Origin of the sequence: Advenella faeciporci (assembly GCF_014652395.1) — a bacterium.
Taxonomy (GTDB): Bacteria; Pseudomonadota; Gammaproteobacteria; order Burkholderiales; family Burkholderiaceae_B; genus Advenella; species Advenella faeciporci.
In genome coordinates this window covers 62,203-78,269 of the sequence record NZ_BMYS01000014.1, presented here as the reverse complement: position 1 = coordinate 78,269, position 16,067 = coordinate 62,203, and the positions used below count along the sequence as shown (strand labels likewise).

The window sequence follows — 16,067 nt, the reverse complement described above, 5'->3', positions numbered from 1 at the left end:
ATGCAAAAAGATTACATCCTTACCGTTTCCTGTCCCGACCGTACCGGCATTGTGCATGCCATTTCCGGTTTCCTGCTTGAACTGAATGGCAATATTCTGGACTCGCAGCAATTTGGCGATGAAGAAACCCGCCAGTTTTTCCTGCGTGTTCATTTTTCCCTTGAAACCGCACAGGACCTTGACAGCCTCAAGCAAAAATTCACGCCTCTGGGTGAGCAGTTCAACATGAACTGGAATCTGTATAGTGCCCAGCAAAAAGCCCGAATCCTGATCATGGTCAGCAAACAGGGACATTGCCTGAATGATCTGCTGTTCCGCGCGCATCACGGTTCATTGCCAGTGGATATCGTTGGAATCGGTTCAAACCACCGTGATTACGAATCCCTGGCGGCTTCTTATGGCATCCCCTTCCATTACCTGCCCATTACACCCGAAACCAAGCCTGCACAAGAGCAGCAAATCATCCAGCTGGTGGAAGATCTTAACGTAGACCTGGTGGTACTGGCCCGCTACATGCAGATTTTGTCCGACAATTTGTGTCAGGCCCTGCAAGGACGCGCCATCAATATTCACCACAGCTTCCTGCCCAGCTTCAAAGGCGCACGACCTTATCACCAGGCACATGCCCGCGGCGTAAAAATCATTGGCGCCACCGCCCATTATGTGACGGCCGACCTTGATGAAGGCCCGATTATCGAACAGGATATCCAATACGTCGATCACACCATGACCGCCGATGACCTGGCCCAGGTGGGCAGTGACACCGAGTCGCTGGTACTGTCACGGGCGGTGAAACACCATGTAGAACACCGTATTTTGCTAAACGGCCACAAAACCGTTATTTTCAAATAAAAACGTACCCGGCCGGCCTGTCCTCAGGCCGGCTGCAGTGCCTGCGTCACCAGCCATTGTTCAAACAGGCCAAGTGCTTCTGACGTTTTACGGTCATCGGGATAGCCAAAATAATAAGATTTATCTACTGGCAATACTGCCGGCACCGGCATCACAAAACGCCCGCTCTTGATATGCTCCCTGGCAATAAAAGCCGGAAACAGCCCCATCCCCAAACCGGCATCCACCGCGGCCAGCAACATGCTAAAGACCTCGTATCTGGGCCCGGCCAGTATGTGTGGTTCACAGTCATAATGGTTGTGCTCGTACCATTGCATCCAGGCATCAGGCCGCGTCATCATGTGCAGGTGGGTCATTTCCGCCAATGCCCTCACTCCTTTGTTTTTAACCCGTGCCAGCAGTTGCGATGAACACACCGGAATCAGCTCCTGTTCATAAAAAAGACGAATACTGTGGGTATTGCTCCAGGGCTGCTCGGCATGATAGATGGCGGCATCAACCGGAAAATCCTTGAATAAAAAAGGGGCCGTCTTGATGGAAAGACTGATGGCAATATCGGGATACTGCCGCTGAAAACCGGCCAGGCGGGGAATCAGCCAGGTGGTGGCCAGGGTGGGAACGGTGCCAATATGCAGGCTGCGGCCAATACCGGCGCGGCTGATCAGGCCAAACGTGTCTTTTTGCAACTGCTCCAGGTGATGCCGGACCCTTGCGGCATATTCCGCCCCATGATCGGTCAATACAATCCGGCGTCGCACCCGGGTAAACAGCTCAACGCCCAGACGTTCTTCCAGCCCCGCAACCTGCCTGAAGACGGCGCTATGCGTCAGGGACAGTTCTTCGGCCGCCCGGGAAAAAGATCCCAGTCGCGCCGATGCCTCAAATGCCTGCAATGCTCCCAGATTGGGCACTCCTTTACGCATATTTTTTCCTTTCCAACGGATTGAAGTGACTATATTGCACCATATTGTGCGTTTTTATCAATTGCCATGTGAATAAATGGCACATAGAATATGTCTCATTACATTGTAAAACCATAAAATCATCAATTTTCAGGAGTCAACACCATGTCTTCAAATCCTTCTTTCCACTGGGACGATCCTTTATTGCTTAACGAACAGTTAACTGATGAAGAGCGCATGATTCGCGACGCTGCCCACGCTTACTGCCAGGACAAACTGGCTCCACGCGTGCTGGAAGCCTTCCGTCATGAAAAAACCGATCCTTCCATTTTCAGGGAAATGGGTGAACTGGGCCTGCTGGGCGTGACCATTCCGGTTGAATACGGTGGCTCGGGCCTGAACTATGTCTCCTATGGCCTGGTTGCCCGTGAAGTGGAACGTATTGACTCCGGCTACCGCTCCATGATGAGCGTGCAGTCTTCGCTTGTTATGGTGCCGATCAATGAATTTGGCAGCGAAGCCCAGAAAAAGAAATACTTACCCAAGCTGGCTACCGGTGAATGGATTGGCTGCTTTGGTTTAACCGAACCCAATCATGGTTCCGATCCTGATGGCATGGAAACCCGCGCCAAAAAAACCGCAAACGGCTACAGTCTGACTGGCAATAAAATGTGGATCACCAACTCTCCCATTGCCGATGTATTCGTTGTCTGGGCCCGTTGCACAGGTGGTGAATTTGATGGAAAGATCCGTGGCTTCATTCTTGAAAAAGGCATGAAAGGCTTAAGCGCTCCGGCCATTCATGGAAAAGTGGGTCTGCGCTCATCCATTACCGGTGAAATCGTCATGGACGATGTGGAAATTCCTGACGACCAGATGCTGCCTGGCGTAAGCGGCCTGCGTGGTCCTTTCACTTGCCTGAACTCTGCCCGTTTTGGTATTGCCTGGGGTGCACTGGGTGCGGCAGAAGCCTGCTGGCATACGGCTCGCCAGTACACGCTGGATCGCAAGCAATTTGGCCGCCCTCTGGCACAAAACCAGCTGATCCAGAAAAAACTGGCTGACATGCAAACCGAAATCACCATGGGTCTGCAAGGCTGCCTGCGTTTGGGCCGCATGAAAGATGAAGGCACTGCTGCCGTTGAAATCACCTCTATCATGAAGCGCAACTCATGTGGCAAGGCACTTGACATTGCCCGCATGGCCCGTGACATGCTGGGCGGTAACGGTATTTCCGACGAATTCGGCGTGGCCCGCCACCTGGTCAACCTTGAAGTGGTTAATACCTACGAAGGCACCCACGACATTCACGCCCTGATTCTGGGCCGTGCCCAAACCGGCCTGCAAGCCTTTTATTGATCCAGGTATAACATGCGGGCCTGGAAACAGGCTCGCATGTAGTTGGTGGCAATAAGATCCAATAAAAAAGGACTGAAGCGGGGATTACACCCGCTTCAGTCCTTTTTGGTTATGGCTTGCCATCGCCATCGTTACTGCCAACCTCAAATTTACCCGGTTACATGACAGCCGGGCGGTTCTGACTTCAGGAATCGTGATTTTCCTGCCCTGAAATGTCAAACAAATTGGTGGCATCCAGTTCAAGAACGATCTCCCCTTTCTGATTGGTCACCTCCCAGCTCCAGAGAATAATACCGATACCGGGACGTGAGTTTGACTCACGTTTTGCCTTGATAATGCCCTTCCAGAACAGATCATCTCCAGGGCGTACCGGTTTGAGCCATTTCACGTAATCCAGGCCCGGAGAGGCAAATGACTCGGACTCTCCGAGCACGGCATCCACTGCCATTTTCATGGCCATGCCGCAGGTATGCCAGCCACTGGCAATTAAACCGCCCCAATGACTGTCTGCCGCTTTTTCAGGATTAACATGAAACCATTGCGGGTCATACGTTTTGGCAAAGGCAAGAATTTCTTCCTGAGTAACACGCCTTGGACCCTGTTCAAATACCTGTCCCGGCTTGAAATCTGCGAATTTCATTTCATCAACCCTAATTGTTTATTATGTTATTCGAAACAATTATTATTTCCAATAAACCGATAGTTATATCCGATTTAATAAAAAATGTCACTCACAATAATTGTTTATGAAAAAATGTTAAAAATCAAATACTTTAAATGATTTTTCAGATGAGAATCCACATCAATCATTGTGAAATTTAATAACCAGCCAACTTGATAACCAGGCCAACAAAATATTTTTTTGATGGAAATAATGTCTCGTCTTCAATAAGCTCATTTTACCGCACTGCACAAAAATTTATCAAATAAATAATTGGCGGTTATATGGCGGCAGATTGATGTTCTGTTTTCGCAGCATAACACTCAGATATCACGCTGCATGCATAAACCCGTGCCCGGACCAAAAATGGTACGGGCACACAGGTCTGCTTTTTTGAGCAATGCATTACCAGCTGCGGATGCCACCGGTATCCACATGTACAAACCGGCTGTCTGGATAATAGCCAACACCACCGGCTTTTAACGACAGCGCGGCGTCACGCAACTCGTCAAGTGGTACGCCGGGCATGCGAATATCCAGTGCCCTTCCCTGCATATGCAGACTTTTCTTGGCCACGCCACCACCGCGTGTTTTACGCAAACGTTCGTTGGTATGAGGATCACGGTAACCGGAAATGATCTGATAAGGCATATCAACACGCAAGGCCACCTTGATACCATCAAGAATGTCATAAAGCGCGGGATCCATGATACCCACCGTACCTGAATAATGATCGCGCAAAAAACGGTTTAAACGGGTAAGCGCCGAATTGACATATTGATTGCCCAGGCGATAAACCAAAGACAGCCTTTCATTGGTATGGGTATGATCCAGGGCAAGAAGATGATTGGTGGAGCCTAGTGATAAACTGGCATTGACAGATGGGGCGATTGAAAACACTGCACCTGTTAGCGCCAGTTTATGGGTTGTTCGCAAAAACTGGCGCCGCGTATGAGGTGTACGCAACAACATGCTATACATTCTCCTGATGATTTTTAAGGATTGGACGCAAACAAGGGCCGTGAGGCACGTTGCTGCGCATGACGCAGAAGAGCCTGGTTCAGCAGTTTGTCCTGCCCGTAGATATCGGGGAAGAAGTACGTTTTATTATTTTTCACGACGACGGTACTGTATGCCAGAACAACCGGAATTGGCTCGTTGAGCTTCATTGTATTCGATTTTCGGGATTCCATTGCCGATTTGATGCGTGTCGCTGTCCATTCGGGCTGGTTGACCAAGACAAACTGCGCCAGTCCAACAGGTTCCTCGACACGAATACAGCCGTGACTGAAATCGCGGCGGGTTCGGTCAAACAGCCCGACTGAAGGGGTATGGTGCAGGAAAATGCTCATGTTATTGGGGAAGATGAATTTAATATCGCCCAGGGCATTTTGTGGCCCGGGACGCTGACGAATACGCGCCTTGCCAGCCAATACCGCACTCATGTTTGCTTCGCTGACTGCCGTTGACACACTGTTGCCCACCACAAACTCCATTCCCTGACGACTTAAATAGCCAGGGTCCCTGCGCAAGCGCGGAATTGTTTCACTGCGGGCAATTGAATAGGGGATGTTCCAGTAGGGACTGAATTCGATAAACTTCATTTCACCATCAAACAGGGGGGTACTGGTATTAAAGGCCTTGCCCACAATGACTTTCATTTCAATTTGTGGCTCTACCTTACCCATATTAACGGTATAACCCCGCAAAATGAATTCGGGCACATTCACCACAATCATGCGTGAATGTGTGGTTAAGGGCGTCCAGCGCAAACGTTCAAGACTAACTTCAATTTGCCTGACGCGTTGCGCTGGCGTTACCGACAGCTGGGCCAGCGTACCCTTGCCAAACACCCCGTCGGGCTCGAGTCCATGTCGCTCCTGGAAATTTTTTATGCCTTGCACCAGCCTGGCATCATAAACGGCAGGCACCGCAGAACCGGCAGGAAGGTCTCCCAAGGCCTCGAGTCGCGCCTGCACACCCGCCAGACCCGCATACGGCTGCCCGGATTTAAGGCCATTGCCCTTGATGGCTGGCAACGGCGTTTGCCATGCCGGGCTATCAACCAGGGTTTTATAGTGAGCCAGGACCTTAAGCAAACTGCCATACATGGGTATGGGGCTGGTAATGGTTTGAGGCAGACTGGCCAAGTCTTCTTGTTGCAGGGCATTTTGCAGCAAGGCATCCGCCTGTGCATCGGTAATGGGTGTCCGGTTGAATTTCTGTTTTACACTGGCCGGATCAACCCGTCCATTTTTAAGATCCTTGACATAAGTCCGCATGACCTGGCTTATGCGATTATTCAGTTGAGCCACCTGTTCGGTACTTAATTGCCCGTTATTGGCCTGTGTCAGTGACTGTTTCAGGCTTTCTATGGGGTAATCGGCAGAATTAAGCCCCTGAAGCCCGGCTTGCTCGAGCAGCGTAATGGCTTGCTGTGTTTGTTTAAGGGGCTGACTGCCAGAAAACCAGGAAAGTGGCATTTGCGGGGAAATGACAACGGCACTTTCAGGTACCTTGCCAAAAACCGGCGGCTGTTCCAGAAAAAGCACGGGCTCTTCGGGCACGGCAAGAACAGGCACACTGGCCGCGACATGGGTGCTTGCGCCTGCAGCCAATAAGGCTGCCAACAAGATTTTATAGATTTTCATAGCCACCTCCTGAATTTGTTTTTTATAAGTGTTTCGCAAAAAACGAAATTGTTCTAAGGCGTGCCAATTCGGTTGCCGCTTTATCGTAAGAACCGCGCTGGTCACAGCCAAAACCGTGATCAACGCCCGCATACACAAACATCTCAACATCCGGCTGAGCCTTGCGGATAAGCTCGATATCGCTGGCAGGAATGGATTTATCCAGTTCGCCAAAATGCATTTGCACCGGCACCGTGGTTTGCTCATGGGCAACCTGTGCCAGACCACCACCATACCAGCATGAAGCAGCCTTGACTGCAGGTATTTTACACGCGGCCAGCCATGCCAGCGTCCCCCCCCAGCAATAGCCTACAACACCCACGCTGGATTGTTTGTCCAGTGCCTGAGCGGCAGCGGCAATATCCTGCAGGACCTGCTCCTGACTGATTTCACTGCGCAGCTCAAGGCCCTTTTGTATGTCTTTCTGGGTATAGCCCAGTTCCACCTTTGCCTGAACCCTGTCAAACAGGGCGGGTGCGATCACACGATAGCCCTGAGCGGCAAAAAAATCGGCAACATCACGTATGTGGCTATTAACACCAAAAATTTCCTGGATAACCACGATACCTGAACGGGCAGTCTCCTCTCCGGCCACGTAAGCATCAAAAACATGGCCATCTTGTGCCCGCAACGTCATGTACATAAGCATTCTCCATTATCGTTAAAATATGAACAAGGCTTCGCTTGTTCCTTTCATTAATCCTGCATTCCTTTCTACCACACTTCTTACAAAATCACAAAAGGCGGTAATGCGTTTGATGCGCTTCAGGTCTTCATGAAAATACATCCAGAAACTGCGCTGGATATGGACTTCTTCTGGCAAAATAGCGACCAGCTGCGGATTCCGGGCTGCCATGAAGCCAGGCAGGATGGCCAATGCCTGTCCCTGCAAACAGGCAAAATATTGCGCAATAATACTGGTGCTTTTGAAGACAACGTTGCTCAAAGGCAGCACATCTTCCAGGTAGCGCAACTGGTCGCTGTAAATCAGCTCTTCAACATAACTGATCCCGGAATGAAGCTTAAGGTCATCCTGATGCCGAATGGGAGGATGGTTTTGCAAATACTCACGCGTTCCATAGAGCATCAGGGAATAATCACACAATTTGCTGCACACATAAGGTCCGCGCAAAGGACGTTCAATCGTAATGGCGATATCGGCCTCACGCCGGGTCAGACTGACAAAACGCGGCACAGGCAAGACATCAAGGGTGATATCGGGGTATTGTTGCTGGAACCGCATGGACAGGGGCGTAATAATATAGCAGCCAAAACCTTCTGTGGCCGCCACCCTGATATGTCCCGACAAAGACTCCCCCACCCCGGTTACCTTCTCCCTGGCATTAAACAAGTGGCTTTCCATTTGCTCGACATGGGCCAGCAGTTCATGACCGGCTGCCGTCAGGATAAACCCTGAGGAGCGGGACTTGTCGAACAGCAAGGTATCCATTTGCGTTTCCAGCTGACGAATCCTTCTTGCCACGGTTGTATGCTCAACACCCAGGCGCAGGGCGGCTGCGCTTACACGCTGGGTTCTTGCCACCTCAAGAAAGTATCTCAACCCATCCCAGTCAAGTGTTTTCATATGTGCATTTTTAAACAATAGATGTGCATATTTTATATTGCAATTTTAATTTGTACACATCAAACTGTATCAGGTCCAAAGAGACTGATTAAAACGAATGAAAAACCCCGGAGACAAATTATGAAATTACCAGCGCACACGCTTGCCCTGAGTTGCGCATTGGCGTTCAGCTCAATGGCCGGCGCCAGTGACATTCCCCCCGTCAAAATTGGCGTCCTTACCGACATGTCCGGCACCTATGCTTCCATGGGTGGCCCGGGATCGGTGGCGGCCGCCAGAATGGCCATTAATGATTGCCTGGCCGCAGAGTGCAAGGGCATGAACATCGACCTTGTTTCTGCCGATAACCAGAACAAGGCTGATGTGGGCGCCGCCAAGGCCCGGGAATGGTTTGACCGCGATGGGGTAACCGCCATTGCCGACCTGACCAATTCGGCCGTTGCGCTGGCCGTCCAGAATATTGCCCGCGAAAAGAACAAGGTGGTGCTGTTTTCCGGCCCGGCCACAACGGCCCTGACCAATAAAGAATGCTCTCCGGTGGGCTTTCACTGGATGTTTGACACCTATTCACAATCAGTGGGGGGCGCCAAGGCCACCATTGCCACCGGTGGCAAATCATGGTTCTTCCTCACGGTTGACTACGCTTTTGGACACTCACTTGAAGCCGATACATCAAAAATGGTGGAATCGCTGGGTGGCAAGGTAAATGGTGCGGTTCGTCACCCTCTGAACAACTCCGATTATGCCTCTTTCATGCTGCAGGCACAAAGCTCCAAAGCCGATGTGGTCGCGCTGGCCAATGGTGGCCAGGATACGGTCAATGCGGTCAAGCAGGCCAAGGAATTTGGGGTTAGCGAGGGCGGCCAGCGACTGGTATCCCTGCTGATTTTCCTCTCTGACCTGCGCGCACTGGGCAATGAAAGCGCCCAGGGGCTCAGTTATGTTGACGGTTTTTACTGGGATTTTGATGATAATACCCGTGACTGGTCCAACCGTTTTGCCAAGGAATTCAACAATCTGAAGCCCACCATGACCCAGGCCGGCGTGTATTCAAGTGTCTTGCATTACCTGAAAGCAGTCGCTGCCGCCAAGTCTACCGAAGGGGATAAAGTAGCCGCCAAAATGCGCGAGATACCCATTGAAGACCCCATCATGCACAACGCTTCCATTCAGCCCAATGGCCGTGTGATTCACGACATGTATCTGTATGAAGTCAAAAAGCCGTCTGAAAAACAAAGCGAATGGGATTACTCGAAACTGCTGGCCACCATTCCGGCCGCAGAAGCTTTCCAGCCCCTTTCCGAATCAAGCTGCTCTCTTCTTAAATAAGTAAAAGGATTACATAATGCGTTCCATCCCAGAAGTTCCCCTGATTATCAATGGTGAAAAAATCCGTTCCAAGTCCGATGTCTGGCAAGATGTGGTGAATCCGGCCAACCAGGAAGTGGTTGCTCGGGTTCCCTTTGCCACCCTTGACGAAGTGGATCAGGCCGTTGCCAGTGCCAAGGAAGCCTTCAAGACCTGGCGCAATAGCGGTCAGGGTACCCGCATGCGGGTCATGCTGAAACTGCAGCAACTGGTGCGTGAAAACGCCACCAAGCTGGCCGAACTGATTACCCTGGAACATGGCAAGACCCTACCCGATGCCGAAGGTGAGGTGGGCAGGGGTCTTGAGGTCATTGAACACGCCTGCTCGATTGTCAGCCTGCAGCTGGGTGAATATGCCGAAAATGCGGCATCGGGTATTGATGTCTATACTTTGAACCAACCTTTGGGCGTTTGTGCCGGTATAACCGCTTTCAACTTCCCCATCATGCTGCCCTGCTTCATGTTCCCGATTGCCGTTGCGTGCGGCAATACCTTTGTGCTTAAACCCTCCGAGCAAGATCCCAGTTCATCCTTGTTTCTGGCCGAACTGGCCCTTGAGGCAGGCTTGCCTCCGGGTGTCCTGAACGTGGTGCATGGCGGCCCTGAAGTGGCCAACCGCTTGTGCGAGCACCCGGACATCAAGGCAGTGTCTTTTATTGGATCCACCCGCGTGGGCACGGAAATCTATCGGCGCTCTTCCAATGCCGGCAAACGCTGCCAGGCCATGATGGGTGCCAAAAACCATTGCGTCATTCTGCCGGATGCCGACAAGGAAGTGGCACTGAACCAACTGGTGGGTGCCGCTTTTGGCGCTGCCGGCCAACGCTGCATGGCCACGTCCGTCGCGGTCATGGTGGGCAAGACCAAAGAATGGCTGGATGATTTTGTTGAGCGCAGCAAAAAACTCAAGGTCAATGTCGGTACCGACCGCGCGGCAGACCTTGGCCCGCTGGTTTCGCCTGCGGCCCGTGAACGGGTGCGCGGCCTGATTCAGTCCGGTATTGATGAAGGCGCCGAATTGCTGCTGGATGGCCGCGATATTACGGTTGAAGGCTATGAAAACGGCAACTTTGTCGGCCCTACCATTTTTGCCGGTGTCAAAGCCGAGATGCGTATTTACCAGGAAGAAATTTTTGGGCCGGTATTGTGTGTGGTTTGCGTGGATACCCTGGATGAAGCAATTGAATTCATTAATGCCAACCCCAATGGCAATGGCGTGGCCATCTTCACGCAAAGCGGTGGCGATGCCCGTTACTTCCAGAACAATGTCGATGTCGGCCAGATTGGCATCAATATTCCCATCCCCGTACCCGTGGCCTGGTTCAGCTTCACCGGTTCACGCGGCTCAAAACTGGGCGATCTGGGACCGAATGGCAAACAGGCTGTCAGCTTCTGGACCCAAACCAAATCCATCACGGCGCGCTGGACCCATCATGCCCAGGGCGTCAACACCACCATTAAAATGGAATAAAACCGGCACGACAGGTCTGCCATTACTGGCAGACCCATAAAAAACACAAAAAAAAGAGATACGCGAAAACGTATCTCTTTTTGTCTTATTGAATGCCTTTTATACCGGCAGTATCATAATCGTTAACCTGCACTTACTGCACAATCCGGTACCGGATGCAGCTTTAAACGTGGGCCTGCTTTCAGGATCTGGCCGGGCACATCATGGCCAATCAATTTGGGCAACCTGGCCGCTACCGCCAAAATCCCCGGCAAATCAATACCCGTATCCAGCCCCATCAACTCAAACATATGTACCATATCTTCCGTACATACATTACCCGAAGCACCTGGTGCATAAGGACATCCGCCCAATCCTCCCAGAGAAGCATCAAAACGGTTTATGCCCACCGCGATTGCCGCATTGGCATTGGCCAGGGCCATTCCGCGTGTATTGTGAAAATGTGCGGTTAGCTCAAGCCCGGGAAATCTCGACTTAACGCGTTCAAACAGCGCACCAACCTGCGTTGGATATGCCATGCCGGTGGTATCGCATAATGTGATGCCATGCACACCCAACCCGGCAAAACGATCTGTCCAGGACAAAACCTCATCTTGAGCCACATCCCCTTCCATGGGACAACCAAAAGCGCAGGAAAGGGAAACATTGATCTGTACCGGCGTTGATTTGACTTCACCGATAATACCGGCCAGTTGTTCAAAAGAACGCTCACGCGTCATGCGCAAATTGGACTGATTATGCTGCTCACTGACGGACATCACCAAGTTGATTTCATCCACCCCACACGACATGGCTCTTTCCGCGCCACGCAAATTGGGCACCAGCACGGTATACAACACATCGGGGTTGCGTCGAATACGGTGCATGACCTCTTCAGCATCACGCAACGCGGGAATGGCTTTGGGTGACGTAAATGACGTGACTTCTATTTTGGCATAACCACATTCACTCAGTTGATCCACTATGGCAATCTTTTCTTCGGTCGGAATAAACATGGCCTCATTCTGAAACCCATCACGACACGCCACTTCCTGCATGTAAATTTTATTGCTCGTCATTGCCTTCGTTCCCACCTAAATGATTCCCTGTTTGCGCCATTGCTGCTGCATTTGTTCATCTATCCCCAATGCCGTCAATACGCTTGCCGTATCCTGACCCAGCGTGGGTGCCCTGCGACGCACCTCACCCGGTGTTGCACTGAGTTTGGGTACAATCCCCGGCAAGATGACCGGTGTGCCATCCTCTAGCTCGCCCTGCAACAGCATTTGCCGCTCTTTGTAATGCGGGTCATTAACGATATCGGCCACGTCATAAATTTTTCCGGCCGGGATACGTGACTCGTGCAGGGCCTGCAACACATTTTCCAAAGAATGCCGGGCCGCCCATTGTCCAATGACGCCATCAATATATTCAGCCTGTCTGGAGCGCCCGTCGTTGTGCGCAAACTCGGGATCATTGCCAATATCGTCACGCCCGATCAATGTCATCAAACGCTTGAAAATACTGTCTCCGTTACCGGCAATCAGGGCATACTTGCCATCCGCGCAGCGATACGCATTACTGGGAGTAATCCCTGGCAAGCTGCTGCCCGCAGGTTGCCGGATTTCATTAAACACGGAATACTCGGCCACCATACTTTCCATCATGTTGAAGACCGACTCATAAAGCGCCACGTCAATGACCTGCCCATCGCCCCCATTCTGATCACGATGACGCAAAGCCAGCAAAACACCAATCACGCCATGCAAGGCAGACAAGGAATCACCAATGGAAACACCCACCCGTACCGGTGGACGGCCCGGCTCACCGCTCAGGTGCCTTAATCCCCCCATGGCCTCACCCACCACACCAAAGCCGGGAAGATCTTTATAGGGGCCGGTTTGTCCATAACCCGAGACCCGAAGCATAATCAGGCGCGGATTGATGGCCTTCAATTCTTCCCAACCCAGCCCCCATTTCTCAAGGGTTCCGGGACGGAAGTTTTCCACCAGCACATCCACTTCTTTAATTAAAAGGCGAATGACATCCTGCCCTTCTTTCTGGCGCAAATCCAGGGTAACCGACTGTTTGTTCCTGGACTGCGAGGCCCACCAGACCGATGTGCCCTCATGCAACAAACGCCATTTTCGTAAGGGGTCTCCGGTTTCCGGAGGTTCTATCTTTATGACCTCGGCACCAAATTCTGCCAGCATTTTGCAGGCAAAAGGTCCTGCAATGAGTTGTCCCAGTTCTAGTACCTTGACGCCGTCCATTGGTTTTGTCATTCCTGTTGCCTCTTATTGCTTTCAATAAGACACTATGATGAAAGCAAATCGGCTTTTTGAAAATCAATTTTTTCTAAACCACCCTTTCCTGAAATTCAAGGCAGCGGCACAGCCTCGTTATTTTGGCTGGCATGCCGGGCCCGTTTCAGAAAAGCATACAGACGCAAGGCATCGGGGGTCAGGCTATGTTCATTACGTACCCCAATCCATAAAGTGCGCTCTGCCCAGCTGTCCAGCAGATCAACCGCATGCAGGCCGGTACCCAGAATTTCGGGGCGGACCGAGGCGCGAGGCAAAAGTCCAATACCCAGCCCGGCCTCTATCATGCGACAAATGGCATCAAAACTGCTTACCTGTACCCGCAGGCGCAATGATTTTTCAGCAGCCAAAGCGGCTTCCTGCATACGAACCAGCAAAGAGCTGCCATCGGACAAGCCCACAAAATCGTAATGCAGCACATCCCTGAAATATACCGGTGGCGAACCCCGCAACGCATGGGAAGAAGGTACCAGCAACACCAGCTGATCAAAGCGATACAGACTTTTCTGCACTTGCCCACTGGGAATATTATCGGCAAAAATGCCAATATCAATTTTTTCCTGGGTCAATGCCGAAATAATCTCATGACTCAACTTTTCTTCAAGGCTCAAGCGAATCGCCGGATTCTGGCTGGAAAACCGGGCCAGATCACCGGGCAAAAACTGAATCACCGCAGAGGTATTGGCCCACATCCGGACCTGACCACGCAGGCCTGCGGCATAATCACCCATATCGGCAGCCATACGGTTAATCGTGCTGATGACCTGTTGGGCATGCTCCACCAGTGCGTGCCCGGCAGGCGTTAGCGTCACCCCCCTGGGCTGCCGGATGAAAAGCGTGCAATTAAGCTGTTTTTCAAGCTCGGAAACCCGCTTGCTGGCGGCCGACAAAGTAAGGTGTGCCCCCTGGGCCGCTTTGGTAAGACTGGAGTGTTGGGCAGCCAGCAGGAAAACACGCAGGGAATGAGGATCAAACCTGGATAAATTCAAAATCAGACTGGCACCGTATTTAACACGGAAGGCCTTTGAGAAAATTTCGCATGCCAGGCATCCAGCTTGGGATATGACTTGCGCCAGTCGAAGTGGGCAAAACGAAAATCAAGATAACCCAACAAGCAGGCCAGCCCCAACAGGGCAATATCCGCGCGACCTTCCAGTGATTCGGCCTTGCCTTCAAAATAATCCAGGGTGGTGCGGGCCTTGTCCATTTGCGCATCCACCCAAGCCAGCCACTGCAACTCTACAGGGCGCACACTTATTTCATAACGGGCAGCCACCAGGGCACTTAGCGAACCATCCAGGGCAGTCAGTTCGGACAAAATACCCCAACGGCTGTCCTGATTGCCAAACAGGCTGCCATTGGCTTTTTCATTCAGGTACTCGCAAATAACCCGGCTGTCGAAAAGCACCTGGCCGTCATCAGTAATCAGGGTAGGAACCTGCCCCAAAGGATTGACGGCTATAAGTGTTTGCAAACGGTTAACCGGGTGAACCTGAACCGTTTCTTTTTCAATTTGATCCAACAAGCCCAGCTCTTCTGCCACCATCATCACTTTACGGACAAAAGGCGACGATGTTGAATAATAAAGCTTCATTCATATTCTCCGAATAGATCTTGATAATTTCCAGTTTCATTACCAGTGATTGTAAGTGAATATGCTGACAGAATGATTGTCTTGTCTTAAAAACAAAAAGCAGCTGTATCAAAACAGTCACAAGTTGTTACCAATCTCAATTATAAGATCCCGACTCATGCAATCCCATAATCAAAAAACACCTGTTCGCAGATGCGAGACAGGTGTTTTTGAACCGGTTTTTTGAATGGCCGCTGATCAGTTCATTGCCATTTCACCCTTGCTCCGCTTATTCAAATGGTTTGGCACGTGGTGTCAAATCACTGGAAGGTGGCAATATAGGCATTTCAAACCTTGGCTGATCACCGGTAAGGGTTTTCAGGAAAGCAACGATGTCTTCAATTTCATTGTCTGCAAACTTGCGGCCCAGCTGCAGTCTTCCCATAATGTTCACCGCTTCAGCCAATGTATTGGCCGCACCATCGTGGAAGTACGGATAGGTCAGTTCCACGTTACGCAGGGTAGGCACCTTGAACATCATACGGTCAACGTCTTTACCGGTAACACCGGCACGGCCGGCAGATTCGTTATCGGTGACGTACGGTTCAATCACACCCATTTTCTGGAACGAGGTTCCGCCTGCATTGGCACCATTATGACAGGCAACGCAACCGCTGTTTTTAAAGGTCAGGTAGCCGCGCAGCTCCTGGTCATTAATGGCATTTTCATCACCTTTCAACCAACGGTCAAAGGGTGCATTGGGTGTTACCAGGGTTTCTTCAAATACAGCCAGGGCTTTGGTCACTTCATCAATAGTGATGCTGTCTGTACCATATACCTGTTTGAACTCTTCTTTGTATTGGGGAATGGACTCAAGGATATTCACCACCAGGTCATGTGAGGAAGCCATTTCGAGCGGGTTGGCAATGGGGCCACCGGCCTGTTCGCGCAAGTTTGCCGCACGGCCGTCCCAGAACTGGACAAAGTTCAGGCTGGAGTTCAACACGGTAGGAGAGTTGATGGGGCCTTCCTGCCAGTTGTGGCCAATTGAGGTTGGCAGGTTATCGCTACCGCCCATGCCCAGGTTGTGACAGGAGTTACAGGAAATGAATCCTGACCGTGACAGACGGGGATCAAAAAACAGTTTTTTACCCAGTTCGACTTCTGCAGGATTCTGGCCATTTGCAGGCTCGATGGCAACAATCAATTCATTATTCGGTTTGTAGCGTTCTGTTTTGGCCGCTTCAGCGGTTTTGTCCTGTGCCATGGCACCGGCACTGCCGGCCAGACATAATATTGATGC

Annotated in this window: 15 protein-coding genes; 4 read left to right on the top strand and 11 right to left on the bottom strand. The window is 51.2% G+C overall.

All coding sequences use genetic code 11. The features are described from left to right. Entirely contained in the window at positions 1-852 is an 852-nt protein-coding gene (gene purU / locus IE074_RS10270) for a formyltetrahydrofolate deformylase (protein WP_189385375.1), read from the top strand. A 23-nt stretch (positions 853-875) separates the two neighbouring features. Here purU and IE074_RS10265 read toward each other — a convergent pair whose 3' ends face one another. Next, positions 876-1,775 (bottom strand): LysR substrate-binding domain-containing protein, encoded by a 900-nt coding sequence (locus IE074_RS10265; RefSeq protein ID WP_189385374.1) that lies wholly within the window; start codon positions 1,773-1,775, stop codon positions 876-878. Between the two features lie 144 nt (positions 1,776-1,919). On the opposite strand from IE074_RS10265, the gene IE074_RS10260 reads away from it, so the two are divergent. Further along, positions 1,920-3,113, top strand: coding sequence for an acyl-CoA dehydrogenase (locus tag IE074_RS10260; protein ID WP_189385373.1), 1,194 nt, complete (start codon positions 1,920-1,922; stop codon positions 3,111-3,113). Positions 3,114-3,297: 184 nt separating this feature from the next. Here IE074_RS10260 and IE074_RS10255 read toward each other — a convergent pair whose 3' ends face one another. From IE074_RS10255 to IE074_RS10235, 5 genes are all read right to left on the bottom strand, one after another. Continuing rightward, entirely contained in the window at positions 3,298-3,753 is a 456-nt protein-coding gene (locus IE074_RS10255; RefSeq protein ID WP_189385372.1) for a MaoC family dehydratase, read from the bottom strand. 426 nt (positions 3,754-4,179) lie between these two features. Beyond that, a complete protein-coding gene (mepK, locus tag IE074_RS10250; protein WP_189385371.1) occupies positions 4,180-4,746 on the bottom strand; it encodes a peptidoglycan L,D-endopeptidase MepK in 567 nt (188 codons plus the stop codon). Between the two features lie 23 nt (positions 4,747-4,769). Next, on the bottom strand, positions 4,770-6,425 hold the full coding sequence (locus IE074_RS10245; protein ID WP_229793982.1) for a L,D-transpeptidase family protein: 1,656 nt from the start codon (positions 6,423-6,425) through the stop codon (positions 4,770-4,772). A gap of 22 nt (positions 6,426-6,447) precedes the next feature. Beyond that, positions 6,448-7,113, bottom strand: coding sequence for a dienelactone hydrolase family protein (locus tag IE074_RS10240; RefSeq protein WP_229793981.1), 666 nt, complete (start codon positions 7,111-7,113; stop codon positions 6,448-6,450). A gap of 12 nt (positions 7,114-7,125) precedes the next feature. Then, positions 7,126-8,049, bottom strand: coding sequence for a LysR family transcriptional regulator (locus tag IE074_RS10235; protein ID WP_189385369.1), 924 nt, complete (start codon positions 8,047-8,049; stop codon positions 7,126-7,128). 120 nt (positions 8,050-8,169) lie between these two features. Between IE074_RS10235 and IE074_RS10230 the strand changes: the two genes are divergently transcribed. Both IE074_RS10230 and IE074_RS10225 read left to right on the top strand, forming a co-directional pair. Beyond that, positions 8,170-9,378, top strand: a complete 1,209-nt coding sequence (locus IE074_RS10230; RefSeq protein WP_189385368.1) for an ABC transporter substrate-binding protein — start codon at positions 8,170-8,172, stop codon at positions 9,376-9,378. 16 nt (positions 9,379-9,394) lie between these two features. Beyond that, a complete protein-coding gene (locus IE074_RS10225) occupies positions 9,395-10,888 on the top strand; it encodes a CoA-acylating methylmalonate-semialdehyde dehydrogenase (RefSeq protein ID WP_189385367.1) in 1,494 nt (497 codons plus the stop codon). A gap of 122 nt (positions 10,889-11,010) precedes the next feature. Here the strand turns inward: IE074_RS10225 and IE074_RS10220 are convergent, their stop codons facing one another. From IE074_RS10220 to IE074_RS10200, 5 genes are all read right to left on the bottom strand, one after another. Next, entirely contained in the window at positions 11,011-11,946 is a 936-nt protein-coding gene (locus IE074_RS10220) for a hydroxymethylglutaryl-CoA lyase (protein WP_189385366.1), read from the bottom strand. 15 nt (positions 11,947-11,961) lie between these two features. Beyond that, entirely contained in the window at positions 11,962-13,152 is a 1,191-nt protein-coding gene (locus IE074_RS10215) for a CaiB/BaiF CoA transferase family protein (RefSeq protein WP_189385365.1), read from the bottom strand. A 95-nt stretch (positions 13,153-13,247) separates the two neighbouring features. Beyond that, positions 13,248-14,183, bottom strand: a complete 936-nt coding sequence (locus IE074_RS10210; RefSeq protein WP_189385386.1) for a LysR family transcriptional regulator — start codon at positions 14,181-14,183, stop codon at positions 13,248-13,250. Then, positions 14,183-14,785: a glutathione S-transferase gene (locus IE074_RS10205; RefSeq protein WP_189385364.1), complete on the bottom strand. Its 603-nt coding sequence runs from the start codon at positions 14,783-14,785 to the stop codon at positions 14,183-14,185. Before IE074_RS10205 ends, IE074_RS10210 begins: the two co-directional genes overlap by 1 nt. Before the next feature lie 268 nt (positions 14,786-15,053). Further along, positions 15,054-16,031, bottom strand: a complete 978-nt coding sequence (locus IE074_RS10200) for a cytochrome-c peroxidase (RefSeq protein ID WP_189385385.1) — start codon at positions 16,029-16,031, stop codon at positions 15,054-15,056. Positions 16,032-16,067: the final 36 nt, after the last annotated feature.